This window comes from Shewanella aestuarii, from assembly GCF_011765625.1.
GTDB classification, from domain to species: Bacteria; Pseudomonadota; Gammaproteobacteria; order Enterobacterales; family Shewanellaceae; genus Shewanella; species Shewanella aestuarii_A.
The window spans coordinates 322,053-343,273 of sequence record NZ_CP050313.1; the positions used below are offsets into that span (position 1 = coordinate 322,053).

At 41.3% G+C, this 21,221-nt stretch carries 14 protein-coding genes; 7 read left to right on the forward strand and 7 right to left on the reverse strand.

Going from position 1 to position 21,221, the window contains the following annotated elements:
- Window positions 1-18 precede the first annotated feature (18 nt).
- Window positions 19-2,316 (forward strand): patatin-like phospholipase family protein, encoded by a 2,298-nt coding sequence (locus HBH39_RS01590; protein ID WP_167674984.1) that lies wholly within the window; start codon window positions 19-21, stop codon window positions 2,314-2,316.
- A gap of 82 nt (window positions 2,317-2,398) precedes the next feature.
- On the opposite strand, the gene hxpB is transcribed toward HBH39_RS01590, so the two are convergent.
- Window positions 2,399-3,082 (reverse strand): hexitol phosphatase HxpB, encoded by a 684-nt coding sequence (gene hxpB / locus HBH39_RS01595; RefSeq protein WP_167674986.1) that lies wholly within the window; start codon window positions 3,080-3,082, stop codon window positions 2,399-2,401.
- A 400-nt stretch (window positions 3,083-3,482) separates the two neighbouring features.
- Between hxpB and acnB the strand changes: the two genes are divergently transcribed.
- Window positions 3,483-6,080: a bifunctional aconitate hydratase 2/2-methylisocitrate dehydratase gene (gene acnB, locus HBH39_RS01600; RefSeq protein WP_167674988.1), complete on the forward strand. Its 2,598-nt coding sequence runs from the start codon at window positions 3,483-3,485 to the stop codon at window positions 6,078-6,080.
- 206 nt (window positions 6,081-6,286) lie between these two features.
- Here acnB and HBH39_RS01605 read toward each other — a convergent pair whose 3' ends face one another.
- The 3 genes from HBH39_RS01605 to hslV form a co-directional block, all read right to left on the reverse strand.
- A complete protein-coding gene (locus HBH39_RS01605; protein WP_167674991.1) occupies window positions 6,287-6,673 on the reverse strand; it encodes a gamma-butyrobetaine hydroxylase-like domain-containing protein in 387 nt (128 codons plus the stop codon).
- A gap of 145 nt (window positions 6,674-6,818) precedes the next feature.
- The gene (gene hslU / locus HBH39_RS01610) at window positions 6,819-8,144 is read right to left on the reverse strand and encodes an HslU--HslV peptidase ATPase subunit (RefSeq protein ID WP_167674993.1); all 1,326 of its coding nucleotides are present in this window, start codon (window positions 8,142-8,144) and stop codon (window positions 6,819-6,821) included.
- A 20-nt stretch (window positions 8,145-8,164) separates the two neighbouring features.
- The gene (gene hslV / locus HBH39_RS01615; protein WP_167674996.1) at window positions 8,165-8,689 is read right to left on the reverse strand and encodes an ATP-dependent protease subunit HslV; all 525 of its coding nucleotides are present in this window, start codon (window positions 8,687-8,689) and stop codon (window positions 8,165-8,167) included.
- Between the two features lie 258 nt (window positions 8,690-8,947).
- On the opposite strand from hslV, the gene HBH39_RS01620 reads away from it, so the two are divergent.
- The gene (locus HBH39_RS01620) at window positions 8,948-10,048 is read left to right on the forward strand and encodes an AI-2E family transporter (RefSeq protein WP_167674998.1); all 1,101 of its coding nucleotides are present in this window, start codon (window positions 8,948-8,950) and stop codon (window positions 10,046-10,048) included.
- Window positions 10,049-10,207: 159 nt separating this feature from the next.
- Here HBH39_RS01620 and HBH39_RS01625 read toward each other — a convergent pair whose 3' ends face one another.
- From HBH39_RS01625 to priA, 3 genes are all read right to left on the reverse strand, one after another.
- On the reverse strand, window positions 10,208-10,804 hold the full coding sequence (locus tag HBH39_RS01625) for an SPOR domain-containing protein (protein ID WP_167675000.1): 597 nt from the start codon (window positions 10,802-10,804) through the stop codon (window positions 10,208-10,210).
- A gap of 2 nt (window positions 10,805-10,806) precedes the next feature.
- Window positions 10,807-12,552, reverse strand: a complete 1,746-nt coding sequence (gene argS, locus HBH39_RS01630; protein ID WP_167675002.1) for an arginine--tRNA ligase — start codon at window positions 12,550-12,552, stop codon at window positions 10,807-10,809.
- 179 nt (window positions 12,553-12,731) lie between these two features.
- On the reverse strand, window positions 12,732-14,927 hold the full coding sequence (gene priA, locus HBH39_RS01635) for a primosomal protein N' (protein ID WP_167675004.1): 2,196 nt from the start codon (window positions 14,925-14,927) through the stop codon (window positions 12,732-12,734).
- Window positions 14,928-15,320: 393 nt separating this feature from the next.
- On the opposite strand from priA, the gene HBH39_RS01640 reads away from it, so the two are divergent.
- From HBH39_RS01640 to csrD, 4 genes are all read left to right on the forward strand, one after another.
- Window positions 15,321-16,736: a FimV/HubP family polar landmark protein gene (locus HBH39_RS01640; RefSeq protein WP_167675006.1), complete on the forward strand. Its 1,416-nt coding sequence runs from the start codon at window positions 15,321-15,323 to the stop codon at window positions 16,734-16,736.
- Window positions 16,737-16,889: 153 nt separating this feature from the next.
- Window positions 16,890-17,102, forward strand: a complete 213-nt coding sequence (gene rpmE, locus HBH39_RS01645) for a 50S ribosomal protein L31 (RefSeq protein ID WP_167675008.1) — start codon at window positions 16,890-16,892, stop codon at window positions 17,100-17,102.
- A gap of 441 nt (window positions 17,103-17,543) precedes the next feature.
- A complete protein-coding gene (locus tag HBH39_RS01650) occupies window positions 17,544-18,788 on the forward strand; it encodes a malic enzyme-like NAD(P)-binding protein (protein ID WP_167675010.1) in 1,245 nt (414 codons plus the stop codon).
- Between the two features lie 171 nt (window positions 18,789-18,959).
- A complete protein-coding gene (gene csrD / locus HBH39_RS01655) occupies window positions 18,960-20,867 on the forward strand; it encodes an RNase E specificity factor CsrD (RefSeq protein WP_167675012.1) in 1,908 nt (635 codons plus the stop codon).
- Window positions 20,868-21,221: the final 354 nt, after the last annotated feature.

The following is a 21,221-nucleotide window of genomic DNA, read 5'->3' on the forward strand; positions in this document are numbered from 1 at the left end:
ATTCACGTTGAGGCAATCATGCTGAGTTTCGTCCAGACTAAATTAGGTAATAAATTAATTAGCCGTTTGCTGACATGGGGTTTATTTATTGTTCCAATAGCGGCAGTGGCTAATGCTGATGTAGTCAGCTCTCTTGCTAAAGACGCTAGCGAAAATCCCAACGTTGAACGACCAACCATAGGGTTAGTGTTAAGTGGTGGCGGAGCTAAAGGGGCAGCACATATTGGCGTACTACAAGTACTTGAAGCCAATAATATTCCTGTTGATTATATTGCCGGAACCAGTATTGGGGCCTATGTAGCAGGTATGTATGCATTGGGATTTAGTGCTAATGAAATTGAAACCATTATGCTTGAAGGTGACTGGGATAAAGGGTATTCAGATACCATCCCACGTGAAAACCTGTCTTACCGCGATAAGCAATTACGTGACAAATATAATATCCCAATTGACGTAGGTTTTAAAAACCGTGAGATCACTGCGCCATCAGGTTTGCTTCAAGGGCAAACCATGTCTCATCTTCTTCGTCATTCAACGGATTTAGTTGAGCAGTTTGGTGACTTCGACGACCTTGCTATTCCGTTTCGTGCGGTTTCAACCGATCTTGCCACTAGTGAACCCGTAATATTGTCAAAAGGCAGCATTGTGCAAGCGATGCAGGCATCAGCCACTGTACCAGGCGCATTACAACCCGCTTTAATTGATGGAAAGTTACTTGTTGATGGGGGTATCGCCAATAATATGCCCGTTGACGTGGTAAAAGCGATGGGCGCAGATATTATTATTGCGGTCGATATTGGGTCACCACTTGTGGGCCAAAATCAGCTTAATTCAACAATTGCGGTATTAGAGCAATTATCAACCATGCTAACGGCTGCTAGCACTGAAAGACAAAAACTATTGTTAAATGAAAGGGATATATTAATCCGCCCGTGGATTGATAACTTAAGTACCACTGATTTTAGCATCATGCCACAAGCATTAGTTATTGGTGAGCAAGCAGCGCAATTAAAATATGAAAAGTTAGCAAAGTTATCTATTTCAGATGAGGCTTATCAAAATTATGTGCGTGCCAAAATGCAAAAACGCACCGCATGGGTTGATCCTATTAAGCAACCTATTTATCAGGTGGTATTGAATAATCAATCTGCGATTAACGATAAATTAATTACCGATCGTTTGGGCATTAAAAAAGGTCAAGTGGTTTCAAAAGAAGATTTAGAAGCGGCATTACAACGAGTTTATTCGCTCAATAAGTTTGAACGAGTGGATGCCGAATTTACAGATTCTGAAGATGGACGTATTTTAACCGTCACTTCTAAGGCGAAATCTTGGGGACCAAACTACTTTAATGCAGGTTTTAATTGGGAAGATGATTTGAGTTTAGACTCTGCTGTTTCCCTAAATCTTGCCTATACCATGACCAATTTAACTGACAATGGTGGTGAGTGGCATAATGAATTAGAGATGGGGATTCAAAAGCGTATCGCGACGGAATTTTATCAACCTTTAGATAGAGACCAAGACTTTTACAATTTAAGTCGCTTAGAGTACGAAATCAATAAATGGGATATTTTTGACCAAAATGAGCGCGTGTTTGAATTGAAAAAACACGTTGCCACCCTTGCAACTGGGCTAGGGTATAACCTGTCGGCCAATGGTATTTTTGAGCTTGGTTTTATTACTGAGCGTGGCAAACTGGCTAATGAAGTCGCATTAAGCAGTGATTTTGACTACACCACTTACGGAGGCTATGTCAAACTGGCTTATGATAGTTTAAATAGCATTAGCTTTCCGACAGAAGGTAATCGTTTTACCGTGACTTGGTTTATGCGTGATGAAAAATATCATGGCGCAGATATCGTAGATACTCATGATAAAACCTGGCAGATTGAAGCCGATTGGAAAGGCGCCTTAAGAATAGGTAATCATGCCTTTGTGGGTAAAGTGGCGGCCTCTACAGTGGAAAGTGACGGTGATTTTACTATTCACTTTAGTAGTTTGGGTGGGTTTTTAAACTTATCTGGTTACCATAAAAATGCGTTGGCTGGACCTCATAAATTATTTGGTGCGGGAATTTATCAATATGATTTAGGCCGCGACATGTTGATTACTGATGTGCCATTGTATGTGGGTATCAGTCTTGAGGCGGGTAATGTGTGGTATGAGCGTGATGATGTCGATTTAGATGATTTAATTTACGCAAGTAGTATCTATCTTGGTACTGATACATCTTGGGGGCCTGCGGCATTAGGCTTTGGTTTTACTGACTTGGGTGATAAGTCAGTTTACTTATTTATTGGTAAAAATTTCTAAAGAGCTTAAATACAGTAAGGCATCTAAAAATGGCACCGATGAGAGGTGCCATTTTTATTGGATGAGACTCTTTTAGTCGCATTTATTTTAACGTTTGTGTTTGTTTGAGCGCAGCCAATAGCGACGGTATCTCAGCTGCGCTGTTTAGCTGATGATGTGCCACTATCCACTTGTTTTGTGTGGCATCAATCGGCGCAGGAATGGCAACTGTTTGCATGTTGGCGGCTCTTGCTGCAATCAACCCTGTAAAAGAGTCCTCAATGGCTAAGCAGTTTTCAGCTTTAACCTGCAGTTTTGCGGCGCAGTTTAAATACACTTCAGGATGAGGCTTGCCCAAGGTTAAATGTTCTGCAGAGCAAATTGCATCAAAATAATGGCCGATGCTCAGTTTAGTTAATACTGCATCAATGATCAGCGATGACGATGAGGTGGCTAAGCCAATTTTTAAACCTTGTTGACTGCAAAAAGCTAAACTTTCTATCACGCCATTCATTGCTGCACCTTGTTGGTGAATTTGCGCTACAACCTCTTGCACAATGGCTTGTGACGTTGCGTGATTATCGTAATTTATCCAAGGAGATCGTTGATACCAATACTGGACAACCTGATCGATGCGATAGCCTGTGGTTTGAAGAGTATCTGCTAAACATAGGTTTAACCCTAGTTTATTAAATACTTTAATTTCAGCTTGTTGCCATGCTGGTTCTGAATCAATCAGTACGCCATCCATATCAAATATGATGGCCTTGATGTGAGGTGTTGTCATTCTTCTGCTCATAAACGACTGACTTTAGAAATAGATTATCGTTATCTGACACATTGTTCACCATTAATCGATTTTTAATCAATTTTTTTTGCATAAGTTAAATGTAAGTCTGCAGTTTGCTTTAAATGTGGCTAAATAATTAACTCAATGAAATTAAGGTCTTTTTTTCTTGTTTCAAACTATTGTCTAATTTTCTTTGTTTAAATCAGACTTTACATTGTTAATCGGACAAAAAAATCCCGTAGATTTCATCTATGTAAGACTGTGATCTGATTCATACTTTTTTAAAGCTGTAGTATACTGGGGGTCGGATTTCAAGCCCGAACCTGTGGAATTATCAACGTTAACAAAACAGACGTTGAGTTTCGCCGTAAGGCGCCAAACAAAGAGGAATGTTGCCGTGCTAGAAGCATATCGTAAACACGTCGCAGAACGTGCTGCAGAGGGGGTTGTCCCTAAGCCATTAGATGCACAACAAGTGGCTGAGTTAGTGAAATTAGTTGAGACCCCACCTGCTGGTGAAGAGGCCGTGATCCTCGACTTATTAGAAAACCGTATTCCACCAGGCGTTGATGAAGCTGCTTATGTTAAAGCAGCATTCTTAGATGCAGTCGCTAAAGGTACTGTATCGTCACCAATCCTTTCGGCAGAACGTGCTGTTGAGTTACTTGGTACCATGCAAGGCGGTTATAACATTGAGCCATTGATTGCTCAGTTAGATACCCCAGCTTTAGCGCCTTTAGCTGTTAAAGCATTATCAAACACCTTATTGATGTTTGATGCTTACCACGATGTGGTAGAAAAAATGCAAGCAGGTAATGAGTTTGCTAAGCAAGTTGTTGAGTCTTGGGCCAATGCTGACTGGTTCTTGAACCGTCCTAAATTGGCTGAAAAAATCACCTTAACCGTATTTAAAGTAACGGGTGAAACCAACACTGATGACTTGTCGCCTGCACCTGATGCATGGTCTCGTCCTGATATTCCGTTGCACGCATTAGCTATGCTAAAAAATGCCCGTGACGGTATTGTTCCTGATGAAGCTGGCGTTGTTGGCCCAATTAAAGAAATTGCCTCTCTTAAAGAAAAAGGTCATCCATTAGTTTATGTCGGTGATGTTGTTGGTACCGGCTCTTCTCGTAAATCAGCTACTAACTCAGTGCTATGGTTTATGGGAGATGATATTCCTTATGTGCCAAATAAGCGTGCTGGTGGTTTCTGTTTAGGTGGCAAAATTGCGCCTATTTTCTTCAACACCATGGAAGATGCTGGTGCATTACCTATTGAGCTAGATGTTAGCAAGATGAATATGGGCGATGTTATCGATATCTACCCATATGAAGGCGTTGTTAAGCTACATGATACTGATGAAGTTATTTCTACGTTCGAATTAAAAACCGAAGTACTTCTAGATGAAGTTCGTGCTGGTGGTCGTATTCCATTAATCATTGGCCGTGGTTTAACTGACCGTGCGCGTGAAACGTTAGGCTTAGCCGCTTCTGATGTTTTTGTACGCCCACAAGATGTGGCTGATTCTGGCAAGGGTTATACCTTAGTTCAGAAAATGGTTGGTAAAGCATGTGGTGTTGCGGGGGTTCGCCCTGGTCAATACTGTGAGCCTAAAATGACTTCTGTTGGTTCGCAAGATACCACAGGCCCAATGACCCGTGATGAGCTAAAAGATTTAGCCTGTTTAGGTTTCAGCGCTGATTTAACCATGCAGTCATTCTGCCATACAGCGGCTTATCCAAAGCCAGTTGACGTCAATACTCACCACACATTACCTGATTTCATCATGAACCGTGGCGGCGTATCGCTTCGTCCTGGTGACGGTGTTATTCACTCATGGTTAAACCGTATGCTACTACCTGATACCGTCGGTACTGGTGGTGATTCACATACTCGTTTCCCAATTGGTGTATCTTTCCCTGCAGGTTCTGGTTTAGTTGCATTTGCTGCAGCAACAGGTGTTATGCCACTTGATATGCCTGAGTCGATTCTTGTTCGCTTTAAAGGTGAAATGCAGCCTGGTATCACCTTACGTGATCTAGTACATGCTATTCCATTAAAAGCGATTGAAATGGGTCTGCTAACGGTTGAGAAAAAAGGCAAAATCAATGCTTTCTCTGGCCGTGTATTAGAAATCGAAGGTCTTGAAAAACTGAAAGTTGAGCAAGCATTCGAGCTGTCTGACGCATCAGCAGAACGTAGTGCCGCAGGTTGTACTATCAAGCTAGATAAAGAACCAATCATTGAGTATCTAAACTCTAACATCGTGATGTTAAAGTGGATGATCAGCGAAGGTTATGGCGATCGTCGTACGATTGAACGTCGTATTACAGCAATGCAAGAATGGTTAGCAAATCCAGAATTAATGGAAGCCGATCCTGATGCAGAATATGCTGAAATTATCGAAATTGACTTAAACGAGATCAAAGAGCCAATTCTTTGTGCGCCTAACGATCCAGATGATGCTGTGTTGTTATCAAGCGTTGCAAACACTAAGATTGACGAAGTGTTCGTCGGTTCTTGTATGACAAACATCGGTCACTTCCGTGCGACCGGTAAGATGTTAGACAAGTTTGCTAAAACGCTGCCAACTCGTTTATGGATTGCGCCGCCAACTAAGATGGACAAAGATCAGTTAACTGAAGAAGGTTACTACTCAATCTTTGGTCGTGTTGGAGCACGTATTGAGATCCCTGGTTGTTCATTATGTATGGGGAACCAAGCTCGTGTTGCTGAAGGTGCAACTGTTGTTTCAACATCAACACGTAACTTCCCTAATCGTTTAGGTACTGGCGCAAACGTTTATTTAGCATCAGCTGAGTTAGCGGCCGTAGCGGCGTTATTAGGTCGTTTACCTTCGGTTGAAGAGTATCAAGAATACGCGAAAGAGTTAGATGCAACGGCAGCTGACACTTATCGTTACTTGAACTTTGATCAAATTGACTCTTACACCAAAAAAGCAAACAGCGTGATTTTCCAAGCTGCTGTTTAATATTGTTATCGTAAGACGTTAATCAAAAATGCCAGCAGCAATGCTGGCATTTTTATTTGATATTGTTGGCAGCTTTGCTTTAAAAAAGCAAAGCTGGATCCCTGATTAAAAGATCTCGAGGATGACGGTTTGAAAATTACTTCAAGTGACGCTAAATCGAAGAGATTGAATACCGTGTGCAAGCGTGGTTGAGGGCGTTAAAGTACCTAAGAATATTTTATATTCATCGAAATTAACGCTTCACGCGAGCCTTTTTCAGCTCGCAGGCGGGCCAAATATCGCTCCCAAATCTCTACTTGATGACTGCCTAGCTCGTAGAGGATTTTCCAAGAAAATAAGCCGGTATCGTGGCCGTCGTCAAACACGATTTTTACTGCATAATTACCTACTGGCTCAATGGCAGTGATATTAACCTCTTTTTTATGGGTCACTAAAATAGGGTTACCATGCTGCTGAACTTCTGCCGACGGCGAGTGGACACGTAGCATTTCGCAACTGATGTTAAACACTTCACCATTATCAAAAGAGACTTCAAGTAGCTTGGATTTACGTTTTAGTTTCAGGCCAATAACGTTTGGTGTGGTTTCTGACATGTTATTACCTATATAAAAGTGGTTGTAATAAAAAGGGATTAACGTTCAATCGAAGATTTTCATCATACTCGATTTTAGCATTAATCCCATTTTTATCATGCTTAAACGTGATGCATAAACGCATCATTGCAGCCAGAGTCTGTGATTATAAAATGAAGCGGCTTAAATCTTCATCTTGTACAAAAGTATCTAAATGCGCATTGACGTATTCGGCATCAATCACAAAGGTCGAGCCTGATTTGTCAGAGGCATCGTAGGATATCTCTTCCATAAGCTTTTCCATCACTGTGTGCAAGCGGCGCGCTCCGATATTTTCAGTTCGCTCGTTAACTTGCCAAGCGGCTTCTGCAATGCGCTCAATACCTGATTCGGTAAACTCAATAGTTACGCCTTCGGTTCCCATTAATGCAATGTACTGCTCAGTTAATGAGGCGTGTGGCTCGGTTAAAATACGTTTGAAGTCATTGGCCGATAACGCATCTAACTCTACACGAATAGGTAAACGACCTTGCAACTCAGGAATTAAGTCAGATGGTTTTGACATCTGGAACGCGCCTGAGGCTATAAATAAGATATGGTCAGTTTTAACCATGCCGTGTTTGGTGGTCACGGTGCAGCCTTCGACTAATGGCAGTAAATCACGTTGTACACCTTCGCGAGATACATCAGGGCCTGAGGTTTCACCGCGTTTACAAATTTTGTCGATTTCATCTAAAAATACAATGCCATGCTGCTCTACTAGCTCGATAGCTTGTTCTTTTAAATCTTCTTGGTTAACTAATTTGCTGGCTTCATCTTCAATTAGCTGTTTATAAGCGTCTTTGATTTTCATCTTTTTACGCTTAGAGGTGCTTTGCCCAAGGTTTTGGAATAACCCTTGAAGCTGATTGGTCATTTCTTCCATGCCGGGTGGCGACATAATTTCTACACCAATTTGAGGCGCGGCAACATCAATTTCAATTTCTTTATCGTCTAATTGGCCTTCGCGTAATTTTTTACGGAAAATTTGACGAGTATTTGAGGTGTCCTTGTTGTCGGTATCCCAGTCATCTTTCGGTTTAGGTAACAGGGCATCTAAGATACGTTCTTCAGCCAATTCTTCTGCGCGAAAACGGCATTTTTTCATTTGTTGTTCGCGGGTCATTTTAACTGCTGAGTCAGTTAAATCACGAATGATTTGCTCAACTTCTTTCCCCACATAACCCACTTCAGTGAACTTAGTGGCCTCAACTTTAATGAAGGGTGCGTTAGCCAATTTGGCTAAGCGGCGGGCGATTTCAGTTTTACCTACACCGGTTGGGCCAATCATTAAGATATTTTTGGGCGTGACTTCTTGGCGCAAAGTGGCTTCAAGTTGCATACGACGCCAGCGATTACGAAGGGCGACAGCCACTGAACGTTTAGCATTTTTTTGGCCGATAATATGCGAATCAAGTTCATGGACAATTTCGCGAGGGGTCATTTCAGACATAAAGATTCCTTACGCTCGAACTAGTAGTTTAGCTCTTCGATGGTTTTAAATTGGTTGGTGAATACGCAAATGTCGCCAGCAATCGTTAACGACTTTTCTGCAATTTCACGGGCGCTTAATTCGGTATTTTGCAATAAGGCTAATGCCGATGCGTGGGCATAGTTGCCGCCCGAACCAATCGCAATTAAATCATGTTCAGGTTGTACCACATCACCGTTACCAGTAATGATTAAAGACTCTTCAGTGTCAGCAACCACTAGCATGGCTTCAAGTTTGCGCAGCATTTTGTCGGTACGCCAATCTTTAGCTAATTCAACGGCTGATTTTAGTAAGTGACCTTGATGCATTTCGAGCTTGGTTTCAAAACGCTCAAATAAAGTGAAAGCATCGGCAGTACCACCGGCAAACCCAGCTAACACCTTGTTATGATACAAGCGACGCACTTTACGCGCGTTACCTTTCATGACTGTGTTGCCTAAAGAGACTTGGCCATCACCAGCGATGACAACTTGGTTATTGCGGCGAACAGATACGATAGTAGTCACGGTAGATCCTCTTTACAGATACGGTATCAGCTATGACTGTAGCTGATGGATAAACAGGATATGGGGATAGTATGAAAGGTTTTCAAGAGTTTTTGGTAATAGCGCCTATAATCAAAGGCATCAATGCATAATATAGTATGATGATACAGCAAGTTACAGTTATGATACTAGCTGAGTATTTTTAAGCTAATTCAGAAAAGATTCTGACCCCAAAATATAAATTATCAAATGGATGACCATTTAAAAACTGGAGTGAGTATGGAAGGTGGTACAAATAATCATTCAATAATTAGCCGAGAGGCATTGGATGTAGCAATTAAAATTGCTTTGATGTTTGCTGTTATTGGTTATTGTTTTCAAATTGTGCGTCCCTTTGTGTTGCCTATTTTATGGGGAGCCATTATTGCTATAGCACTGACACCTGTAGCGAGTGCTATAGCTAACAGGACTGGTTTGAAAATGGGTAAAGCCAGCGCCTTGTTGACCGTGTTGATTGTGGCGTTATTGATTGTGCCCACGGTGAGTTTTTCGGGATCATTGATTAGCGGTGGCCAAATGATTTATGAAAAGCTTCAATCTGGCTCTTTGACGATTCCCCCGCCAAATGAGGCTGTGGCAGGCTGGCCATTGATTGGTGAGCATCTATTTCAGCTTTGGTCTAGTGCATCATCAAATCTTCAACAATTTACGACAGAGCATAACGAGCAAATCAATAGCTTATTAACCAAAGGAGCAACCACATTAGGGGGTATTGGTTTAACCTTGTTGCAGTTTGTTGTATCTACCATTATTGCAGGGGTATTTATGAGCCATACACCAGCAATGAACGCCTTTTTTCAGCGTTTAATTAACCGGGTTAACCATGGTCAAGGTGAAGAATACGTTAAGTTGATTGTGGCCACGGTTCGTAGTGTTGTTCAAGGTGTGCTTGGGGTCGCGGTTATTCAATCAATTTTTGCGGGCTTAGGTATGGCTGTCGTCGGTGTGCCTGCGACAGGAATTTGGATGATGGCTGTATTGTTTTTAGCCATTATCCAGTTACCACCAATTTTAATTTTGGGCCCCGTTGCCGCTTATGTATTTACCGTTGAAAGCTCAACAGTGTCAGTTATTTTTTTAATCTGGTGTCTGGCTGTCAGCGGTAGTGATGCGATATTAAAACCCATGCTAATGGGTCGTGGTGTTGATATTCCGATGCTAGTTATTTTACTTGGCGCGATTGGTGGCATGTTGTTATCAGGTATTGTGGGTTTATTTGTTGGTGCCGTGGTACTCGCCCTAGGCTATAAGCTGTTAATGGCGTGGTTAGGGCAAGATATTGCACAAAACGAGTCAGATAAAGTAGAACAGCGATCATAAATGCTTGCCATGATGGCGAGTAGAATCGTGGCATAGGTAATCACACTATTTTGTTACCATATCTATAAAGATAAGTTGTCACAAAAAAGCCTCAAAGCAACTTTTATAATATCGCTTTGAGGCTTTTTGCTTTTTAGCCGATGAGGGTTAACCGCTTATTTACTGCCATAACCAAATTTTACAGGTATTGATGCCGCCATTTTGAATGGTATGACGACCTCTTTCGGCATCGCGTTTACTTTTAAATGGCCCTAAAACCACCCGGTACCAAATACCATTTGTTCCTTCAGAGCGGCGAACCTGCGCCTCCATGCCCATAAAGGCTATACGAGCTTTCATTTGATTCGCTTGGCTTTCTTGACGGAACGAACCACATTGCATTTGATACAATCCACTGGATACGACACCTGAGTTAGGTACATCTACTTCTACATTTTTGTTTTCAAGCTCTTCCAGATAGGTCCATTCTTCCGTTGGTTTTGGCGGCAGGGCATTAGGATCTTTTGGTGCTTGCGGCGTTTCTTTAACTGGCTGGCTGGTAGTTGGCTTATTGGTTACTGGCACCAAAGCATCAGAACTCTCAGAGCTGCCATTAATGAGCCATAAAAAATAGCCAAAGCTAGAAATCAATCCAATGGCTAGTAACCAAGGCAAAATAGGCAGGCGACGCTTTGGTGCGCTTCGTTTGGTTGAGCGGGAGGTTTTTCCCGCTTTTGCCGCTGATTTCGGTTTACGGTTGGCGTAATCACGACTCATAGTTACATGCGCTCTAAAGTTTCGATACCAAGTAACGATAAGCCTGTTTTTAAAGTGTTTGCAGTAAGTTTAGCCAGTAGCAAGCGACTCTCTTTTTGGGCTTGCGTGTCGGCAGCTAATACTGGGCAGGCCTCATAGAAGCTTGAGAACTGGCTAGCAAGCTCGTATAAATAAGCGCATAACACATGTGGCTGCCCTTTGTCGGTCATGCGTATTAGCACTTCATTAAACTGGGCAAGCTTAGTGCCTAGGTCTTTTTCTTTTTCATGCTCAAGTACAATTTTGGCTTGGCTTAGGTCAATATCTTCAGCACGCTTGAAAATACCAGCAACACGGGTGTAGGCATAAAGTAGGTAGGGTGCTGTGTTGCCTTCAAAGCTCAGCATTTGTTCAAAACTGAATATATAGTCGCTGGCACGGTTTTTAGATAAATCTGCGTATTTAACCGCGCTAATACCCACCACGCGAGCAATTTCAATTAAGGTTGCTTCGTCCATATCTGGGTTTTTACTGCGAACTAAATCTAGGGCGCGCACATTGGCTTCTTCAAGTAGATCAACCAATTTCACTACGCCACCACTACGGGTTTTAAATGGGCGGCCATCTTCACCGTTCATGGTGCCAAAACCTGTGTGTTCTAGGCTCATTTCTGGGTGAACAAATTTAGCAAGACGAGCCAGGTTAAATACTTGCTGGAAATGTAATGCTTGGCGTAAATCTACAAAGTACAGAGCGCGATCGGCTTTGAGTACATTTGAACGATAACGCATAGCGGCTAAGTCGGTGGTGGCATACAAATATCCGCCATCGGCTTTTTGAATGATAACCGGCAAAGGTTCACCTTCTTTGGTTTTGAATTCGTCTTGGAACACTACCTTTGCGCCGTTGCTTTCAGACAATAAGCCTTGGGCATCTAAGTCGGCAACCACTTGGTCTAGATCTGCGTTGTAAGCACTTTCGCCGCGCACATCCTCACGGGTTAAGCTTACACCTAAACGTTGATAAATATCTAAACAATGACTTAATGAGATATCGTTAAATTCACGCCATAATTTATTGCAGTACTCATCACCGGATTGCAGTTTAACTACGAGTTGACGAGCGCGTGTGGCAAATTCTGCTGATTCATCAAAGCGTACTTTTGCTGCGCGGTAAAATATTTCTAAATCGGATAACTCAAGGGTTGCTTGCTCGCCATTGGCTGCTCGTAGCTCTTCCATATAAGCCAGTAACATACCAAACTGAGTTCCCCAATCGCCAACATGGTTTTGACGGATCACGTTATGGCCTAAAAATTCCAATGCGCGCACGACGCTGTCACCAATAATGGTTGAACGTAAATGACCTACGTGCATCTCTTTGGCTAGGTTAGGCGATGAGTAGTCAACCACAATGGTTTGTTTAGTGGGTAAAGAAACTCCTAAATGCTCATCATTTAATGCTTGTTGTAGCTGATTAGCTAGCGCAGTGTCATCAATGAAAAAGTTGATAAAACCTGGGCCAGCAATTGCCACTTTAGCTACATGAGATGACGCGGGTAAGTTATCAATAATCAACTGAGCCACATCACGAGGGGGCTTGCCAACCACTTTGGTTAGCATCATTGCTAGATTGGTTGCTAAGTCGCCATGACTCTTGTCTTTAGTTCGGTCAACCTGAATGCGGGCCTGAAAATCTGCCGGCACTAAGCCTTGTTGTTTAAAAGAGGCGATGGTTTGGTCTAATAAAGATTCAATATGTGATTTCATGGGCCTTTGCTTGCACTCAATTCGTTAATGGATAGGACACAACGGAACCGCATATTTTAGCCGCTTATGGGGGTAAATTGCTATCGGCTTAGGTTAAATATTTAGTCATTCGATTTTAAACGTGATTTTTAAGTATTTTATGGCTTGGCCAAGCAATTAAAGCCCCTTTACGATTGGATTTACATCAGGTCTTGGGGATCACGGTCAACACTCCAGCGACACTTTTTTGCTTCAGGGAGTGTTTCAATTTGATTAAGAATGTTTTCAAATTCAATTTGAAGACGCTGACGTCTCTTGGCTTGAAATAATAACTGTCGACGATACTTGCCGGCTTTTCTGTCTAGTGGCGCGGGAATAGGACCAATAATTTCAAATTCTTTATCTTGTGGTAGTAGTTGGCTAACTAGCGATAAAAATTTATCGGCATCTTCGGCTAAATGTGCTTCGGCGCGGATCACCACCATATGCCAAGCGGGTGGCAACGATGCTAATTGGCGCTCTTTTAGCTGCTCTCTTGCAAACTCACCGTAACCCTTTTGTAGTAAGCTACGCAGTAATGGATTGTCACTTTGATGAGTTTGCAGCAAAACCTTTCCGGGTTTGTCAGCCCGCCCAGCTCGGCCAGATACTTGGGTATATAATTGGCCAAAACGTTCAGGGGCGCGAAAGTCAGCGCTGAATAATGCGCCATCTACATCAAGTAAACCCACTAATGTTACATCCGGAAAATGATGCCCTTTTGCCAGCATTTGCGTACCGACTAAAATTTTATACTCGCCTTTATGAATGCCATGCAGTTGTTTTTCTAATGACCCCTTACGTCTGGTGGTATCGCGATCAATTCGAACCACTGGATAAGTGGGAAAGAGGGTGTTGAGTGCTTGTTCAAGTTGTTCTGTGCCTAAGCCATGTCCCATCAACATGGTGCTACCGCACTGGTGACATTGTTTAGGGATGGCATATTGATTACCACAATGGTGGCAGCAAATTTCGTTAAGCCCTTGATGTACAGTAAAGAATGCATCACAGCGATCGCATTCATGCAAATGGCCACATTCATGGCATAGTAGCGCAGGGGCAAAGCCTCTACGGTTTAAAAACAGTAACACTTGATTGCCTGCATCTAAATGCATGCGCATTTCATTGATGAGCGATGCTGACATGCCGTTTTTCAATGGCTGACTGGTGATATCAATAATGCCTTGTTTGACCTTTTGCGCTGCGCCAGCGCGTTCAGACAAACTCAAATGATGATAGCGACCACTAATTGCATTTTGTAAGGTTTCGAGTGAGGGTGTCGCACTACCTAAAATCACTGGAATATCTTCATAATGGCCGCGCATTACGGCTAAGTCCCTTGCATGATAGCGCACGCCTTCTTGCTGCTTAAAGCTGGCATCGTGTTCTTCATCTAAAATAATCACTCCGGGATATAACATGGGCGTGAATAACGCTGAACGCGTGCCAATAATAATCGCCGCTTGGCCACTTCTTGCTTGTCGCCATGCATCAAGGCGTTGATTGTCGGTTAAGCCTGAATGGATCACCGCAATGGTGACTGAAAATCGGCGCTTAAAGCGATTAATCGTTTGTGGTGTTAGGCCAATTTCTGGCACTAAAATCAATGCTTGTTTACCTTGCTTTAATACCGTTTCAAGCAGTGATAGGTAAACCTCAGTTTTACCCGAACCTGTGATGCCTTCAAGTAAACTACAATGAAACCCTTGCTGTTGATTTAGAATAGACACTGCTACCGCTTGCTGCTTATTGAGTTTGTGCGGTGTTTCGGTAACTTCAAGTTGTTGACGCCAGCTTAAATCGATTTTTACAGCTTGGTTTTGGCGCGCTACCCAGCCTTTATCTTCAAGGGCTTTTAATGCGGCCTTACTGTATTCAAGGTTAATAAATTCATCATGAGAAATTGATTGTTGCTGTAGTGCTTCAAATAGCTTTTTTTGCGCAGGAGCGCGATTTAATAAACTGACTTGAGCCTGTTTGCCACTATCCGTTAAACAATAAAGCACAATGGATTGTGGCGCGGTATCAGCTCCTTTTCTGAGGGCAACCGGTAAGGCTTGGCTAAGCATTTGACCTTGGGTGGTAAAGTAATATCTTGCCGCCCATAAGGTTAATTTATACAGTGAAGTTGGCAGTAGCGGATGCTCATCAAGTACTTGAGTGATGTTTTTAATCTGCTGCGGAGTTAAGTCACAACTGTCAGTTATTGCCGTTATTAGGCCAATAAGTTGCTGGCGACCAAAAGGGACCTTTACTCTTAAGCCGACAGCAACGTCCCCTTGAAGTTTTTCAGGCACGCAATAACTGAAATTTCTTCTTAGCGGGACGGGTAGGGCGACTTCAACAAACACTGACATAAATTTCATCATTTTGAGTAATTAAGGTTAGTTTACCGTTTATTGCAGTTAAATATCTATGAGATACAAATAACAAACACCAAATCAGACGATTCTCGCTAATATTGAGTTGAACTTTCGCTGGGGTAATGGCTATAATTTAATCATTCATTAACACCATTTGGAGCTGATAAATGAGTTCATTCATTAGTTCATTAATGGGTTGCACTAATGCTGATTCGCTATTCAGAATGATAATCGCTAAATCATCAGTATTTAGTTGCAGCTAGTTGGTTTTTTTCTATATAGTTGCAAAGCTTTGTTAAAAAGTTGCATGAAAAAAACAACAAAAACCATAGATAAAAATAAAAACATAATATTGATATGTAACTAACGTTTGTGAAGGAAGAATAAATGAAGGCCTTTCAGGTATGTTTCGCTTTGGCGAGTTTTGCGATGGGTGCATTAAGCTCATCTGTGAATGCTGATGTGAGCCATATTGGTATAGAAACCATGGATTTTGAGGCAGGCGAATTACCTAAACTTAATGTCAATGTGGTCAGTGATCATAACGATTTAACCCTTCTTAGTTTTTATATCCGCCAAAAATATAAAAACACTGTCGTACTCGAAAAGTTATTGGTTGATGATCATAAACAAAATACGTTTATTCTGCGCGGCCAAGAAAAAATTATCGATCCCAATTCAACCTTGATTGTTTCTGAATTTAGAGAAGGGAAATGGCAGCAGTATTCTCCTGTTACCTTGTTTAATAAGAAGTTTACCGTCCAAAATGATGGCACGCAGGCCAGTATGCCAGTGGCAATCAAAACATTAAAATCATCACCTGCATACAAGCAACGTTATCAAGCCACAGCAAAAGAAGCGGCTAATCAACCCTCTTATTCTTCTAGCCAATCTTATTTCGACGATAAGGCTAGCAATCACCCGAAAAATCAAACGTATCCACAAGCGAATTATGCTTGTGCTATTAATAAGAGCAGCGAAGATACCTTGTGGACTGTCGCCTCTAACCATGCCAAAAAGTGGGGTACCAATGTTTTTGGTGCAATGTTAGCGATTTATGAGGCCAATCCGCAGGCGTTTGTCAAAAATAACATTCAAAAATTAAAGTCAGACAGTCAGCTAAATTGCCCAACAGAGGACGTGTTGGCGCAGTATCAAGATGCCAATCAAGATAAAGCCAAGTTTGATGCCGTTGTGGCTGGTGAGACGCTAACATCAATAACTTATGCAGAACATGACGGACTTGTTCAGACAGATGATGACATGACTATGTCAGTTGAATCATCAGAATTAGAGTCACAAGTTGCTGATATAGAATATGTTGAAGAGTTGATTGAAGATAGTCAACAACAAACTGCTGCGGTAACTGCTTTGACAGAACAGCAGGTTATGAATGAAGTCGATAATCCAATTAATTCATCTTCAGAGGTTGATACTGCAGTGAATGATAATGCGGAGTTGGCTATCCATATTCCTGATGAAGCCGAGGTGCCTGACGTTGCCGCTGATGATATTGAGTCGATTGCATATTCTTCTGAAGCATGTGAAATAAATAAGCTGCCTGATGATAGCCTGTGGCGCATTGCGATGAGAAAGCATGAGCAATGGCAAACCAATGTATTTGGTGCCATGTTGGCGATTTATGATGCCAACCCAAATGCCTTTGCCAATGGCCAAATTATTAAGTTAAGAGCTGACAGTAATTTGGTGTGCCCTTCAAAAGACATTTTACAGCAATACGACAGCTTGCAAGCAGATAAACAGAAGTTTGATGACTTAGTTAATCGCTCTCAACAAGGCTAATTTACCTCGGTGATGAGTGGTTAAAATTACTGCTTGTATGCGCTGTGAAGAAACTGTATGATCTCGCGCCTAAAACATATTGTTAATTAACTGCATGTGGTGTCCAACTTCGGGTTGTGATAGCGACATGGCCTTCAAATTGAGGTATCCCCAATGAAACCAGGTATTCACCCAGAGTACGCAGAAATCACCGCAACTTGTACTTGTGGTAACGTTATTAAAGTAAATTCAACTGTAGGTAAAAACTTACACTTGGACGTATGTGGTGCATGTCACCCATTCTACACTGGTACTCAGAAAATTGTTGATACTGGTGGTCGTATCGACAAGTTCAACAAGCGCTTTGGTGTACTTGGTAAAAAATAATTGCATTTGCAATTGTTCAAAAAGGCGCTTTAGGCGCCTTTTTTGTTTTTATCGTTTTATAAAGTTGTAAGCTAACAAAATAATTTAGCTTGAAATGCCTTTTAATCGTTATAAATAATCACTCTTCTATACTTGTTTTCATTTTGTTAACTTACCAACATTTTTGCATTCCACATTAGCTTAATTACGATATTCAAACTAAATTTTTGTTATTTTACTACATTATTAACTTGTTGATTTTTAAAAGCTCATAAATGATAAGTTGTAATAAACAAGCTTAAGTTGCTTAATCTTAATCTAAGCGTAAAAAGTCGTATTTTTTGATTTATCTCCTTTGTGTATTAGCGTATGGTTAGTTAATGCAACAGTAGTTATTTAAGTTGTTGTTCTGTTGTTTATCACACTTCATCAAACATCATTGCGCATTTCAGGATTGATAATATGTCAGATATTCGCCAACAAGCTCTCGACTATCATGAATTTCCGGTTCCAGGTAAAACTGCCGTTTGTTTAACTAAGCCTGCACAAACAAGCCACGATTTAGCATTAGCTTATAGTCCAGGTGTGGCCGAGCCTGTACGTGAAATTGCAGCCGATCCTGAAACGGCTTACCGCTATACCAATAAAGGAAATACAGTAGCAGTGATTTCAAACGGCACTGCTATTTTGGGTTTAGGCAACTTAGGCCCGTTGGCGTCAAAACCTGTGATGGAAGGCAAATCACTACTGTTTAAGCGTTTTGCCAATATCGATTCTATTGATATTGAAGTGAAGCACCGCACTACTGAAGATTTTATTAATACAGTGGAAGCAATTGCAGATACCTTTGGCGGCATCAATCTTGAAGATATTAAAGCACCAGAATGTTTTGAAATTGAGCGTGAATTAATTGCTCGTTGTCAAATTCCTGTGTTTCATGATGATCAACACGGCACCGCAATTGTCACTGCAGCTGGCATGTTAAATGCACTTGAAATTCAAGGTAAAAATATCAAAGAGTGTGTTTTTGTCTGCTTAGGTGCAGGAGCAGCCGCTATTGCTTGTATGACCATGATTGTCAAATGTGGTGCGCTGCGCGAGAACATTTACATGTTAGATCGACAAGGAGTACTTCATACCCGTCGAGATGATTTAAATGAATATAAAGCCTTATTTGCCAATAATACTGATAAGCGCACTTTGCTGGATGTGATTGAAGGGGCTGATGCATTTTTAGGTTTGTCTGGCGCTGATTTGTTAACTGAGGCGGAAGTTAACTTAATGGCACCTAATCCGGTTATTTTTGCCTGTTCGAACCCAGATCCTGAAATAAAACCTGAGGTTGCACATGCAATTCGAGCAGATTTAATTATGGGGACTGGGCGCAGTGATTACCCAAACCAAGTGAATAATGTATTGTGTTTTCCGTTTATTTTCCGAGGCGCACTAGATGTACGTGCTTCAGTCATAAACGACGAAATGAAACTTGCTGCGGTTCGTGCCATAGCTGCGTTAGCCAAAGAGCCAGTACCTACAGATATTTTAGCAGCTTACCCTAATGTGACATCCTTGGAATTTGGGCCCGAGTACGTATTACCTAAGCCAATGGATCCAAGATTATTGGTGAATGTCGCGCGTGCTGTTGCCCAAGCCGCTATTGATTCTGGGGTTGCTAAAATCACCACATTACCCGATTACAGCCTGTAATTTATGGCTTAATACAAAATGTTGCAAAGATTAAGTGAGCATGATTAAAGGGGGCGTAAGCCCCTTTTTTATTTGACAGTATAGGTTGAATGATATTTACAATATTTAATTGAGAGATTCTGTATACTTAAGAACCGCTAAAAATAATAAATCCATCAGGATAGCTGATAAATGAAGTTTACAAAAATCCTTACTAAAAAGATAACCAGCTTTTGGTTGCTCTCTTTGTCAGGCGTTGCATTTGTCTTTTTGCTATGTGCCGTAATGAGCTTTATTCAGTTAGCTTATCAATTTCAGCAAAACAAAATTTCAGAACTTGAGTCTATGGTGCTCAAGCATTATCAACACCAAGGGGTAAGAAATCTTGAAGCGTGGTTGCCTTCTGTACTGACTGCCTATCATGTGGATCAATATAGCCTTAGTGTTGATAATAAAATTTTATTTTCATTTCAAGCTCCACAGCCATCGGAAAGCAATTTAAGGCATTATCAAAGAGTCATTGAGCCTCAAAGTGGCCTGACTATGACAATGGACGTTCAATCATTCTATTTACAGCATAGACTGGGTTGGTATGAACTCATTATTTTATTCATTGGTTTACTTGCCATCGGCATATTTGTGCGTTTGAGCTTAAGTTGGCTCGCTAATGAGCTTGCGGGGATTGAACAGTTAGCAGAACGAAGTCAGCTTATTTTAGAAGGTGACTTATCATCGGCAAAACAAGCGGTTGGTAAAGGTCGACCTAGAATGATTAACCGTGCATTGTCACGCTTGTTAGATGATTTAGAAGATGCCAAACAGGAACGTAGCAGACTTGATCAATTTATTCGTGCTAATACCTTTTTAGACCCCGTTACTCAAATTGGCAATCATCTTTATTTTGAGAACAGAATCGATGCGTTAACTCATGATAATAAAATGATCGCTTATGGAGTGATCTTCCTTCTTGAGTTTGACAACGATGCATTACTTTATGAACCAACTGATATTGAAGCAAATAAGGTGTATTTGACTCAAATTGTTGAGGTGATCACTCCGTTGATTGCGGAGATTAATGATGTCATTTTTGCCCGCAGAACACCATCGCAACTGGTGATAGTTGCTCCGCAATTATCACTGGCAGAGGCGGATATTTTAGCCAGTAGAATACTCAAAAACTGTCTAGTGTTAGAACATAGGCAAATTGTTAATCATGATAATTATCTGCATTTGGGCGCCGCGTTTTATAAGGCAGAAGATGCGCAGTTGCAGATAATTGAAGAGGCCGAAATGGCGCTTCGCGCAGCGCAACTACAGCGATTTAATACCTGGTTTATGTACGATAAAGGTGCTGTAGATAAAGAAATTGCCAAAGGATCTGTCAGGTGGCGTAGCTTTTTAGAATACGCCTTAGTTAATAAGCGCTTTTTTGTTCTCACTCAACCCGTATTTGATAGTGACAACACGCAATTACATTATGAAGTGTTTAGCCGTGTGCGGGATAATCAAGACAATGAAATACGTGCAACCTTATTTATTCCTATGGCTAACAAATGTGGGTTAATGCCACAAATTGAACGCCAAGTTTTAGAGAGAGTGTTGTTCGAATTAATGCCTAACAACGAGTTGACTTACAGCATTAACTTAACCTTAGATTCGCTGACGAGCCGAGCATTTACTCGCTGGATCAGAACAAGCTTACTTGAGCACAGAAAACTCGCAGAGCGCTTGGTGTTTGAAGTGTCTGAAGAGGTTTTCATTAAGCGTGAGCATGACGAACAAGTCCGCAAAACGTTAGTTATGTTATCAGGAATGGGAGCTAAATTGAGTGTCGATCATGTGGGCAAGCAGGTAGTAGGCACTCATTACATTCAAAGCTTTGAGTTTGATTATGTTAAATTAGATCGCTCAATTGTTCGTCAAGTCCATCAACGCCCTGAAAATCAATTGTATATACGTAGTCTTATTGGCGGTATTTTTAGAACCAAAGCACAAGTGATGGCAGAAGGCATTGAGCTACTTGAAGAATGGCAAACACTTAAAATTTTAGGTGTGAGTGCCGGGCAAGGCCCGTTTTTGGGAGACACTTTAATTGTTTAGTTAAGATTCGGTGGTGTTTTTTGTGTTTATGTTAAGTTGATAACTTGTTTATCTCCTATTAGCAATCTATCTTAATTAAGCAGGTGTTTTTTACGTATTTTTCTATAAAATTAAAACATTAGCAGTTAAAATGTTGTTCTCTAGCGGCTAATTTTTGTTACTTCATAATTTGGATGGTAACAAAATTGCATATAATCTTCGGATATCAACAGACTTTATCTTAAATCGCCCAAAAAACATGCCTTTTGGCGTAAAATTTAACGATAAAGTCAAAAGCTTGACTGACAATGTTATGCGCTATTGAATCTGTTACGCTAATGTGACGCATCGTGCGGCAAAGTCAGCAATAGAATC

Bases quoted from the DNA above. Each gene is read 5' to 3' on its own strand.
- hslU (WP_167674993.1), bottom strand. From the start codon at position 8,144: ATGTCTGAAATGACCCCTCGCGAAATTGTCCATGAACTTGATTCGCAT.
- csrD (WP_167675012.1), top strand. From the start codon at position 18,960: ATGAAGTTTACAAAAATCCTTACTAAAAAGATAACCAGCTTTTGGTTG.
- hxpB (WP_167674986.1), bottom strand. From the start codon at position 3,082: ATGACAACACCTCACATCAAGGCCATCATATTTGATATGGATGGCGTA.
- priA (WP_167675004.1), bottom strand. From the start codon at position 14,927: ATGTCAGTGTTTGTTGAAGTCGCCCTACCCGTCCCGCTAAGAAGAAAT.
- HBH39_RS01605 (WP_167674991.1), bottom strand. From the start codon at position 6,673: ATGTCAGAAACCACACCAAACGTTATTGGCCTGAAACTAAAACGTAAA.
- HBH39_RS01590 (WP_167674984.1), top strand. From the start codon at position 19: ATGCTGAGTTTCGTCCAGACTAAATTAGGTAATAAATTAATTAGCCGT.
- rpmE (WP_167675008.1), top strand. From the start codon at position 16,890: ATGAAACCAGGTATTCACCCAGAGTACGCAGAAATCACCGCAACTTGT.
- HBH39_RS01625 (WP_167675000.1), bottom strand. From the start codon at position 10,804: ATGAGTCGTGATTACGCCAACCGTAAACCGAAATCAGCGGCAAAAGCG.
- argS (WP_167675002.1), bottom strand. From the start codon at position 12,552: ATGAAATCACATATTGAATCTTTATTAGACCAAACCATCGCCTCTTTT.
- HBH39_RS01650 (WP_167675010.1), top strand. From the start codon at position 17,544: ATGTCAGATATTCGCCAACAAGCTCTCGACTATCATGAATTTCCGGTT.
- HBH39_RS01620 (WP_167674998.1), top strand. From the start codon at position 8,948: ATGGAAGGTGGTACAAATAATCATTCAATAATTAGCCGAGAGGCATTG.
- HBH39_RS01640 (WP_167675006.1), top strand. From the start codon at position 15,321: ATGAAGGCCTTTCAGGTATGTTTCGCTTTGGCGAGTTTTGCGATGGGT.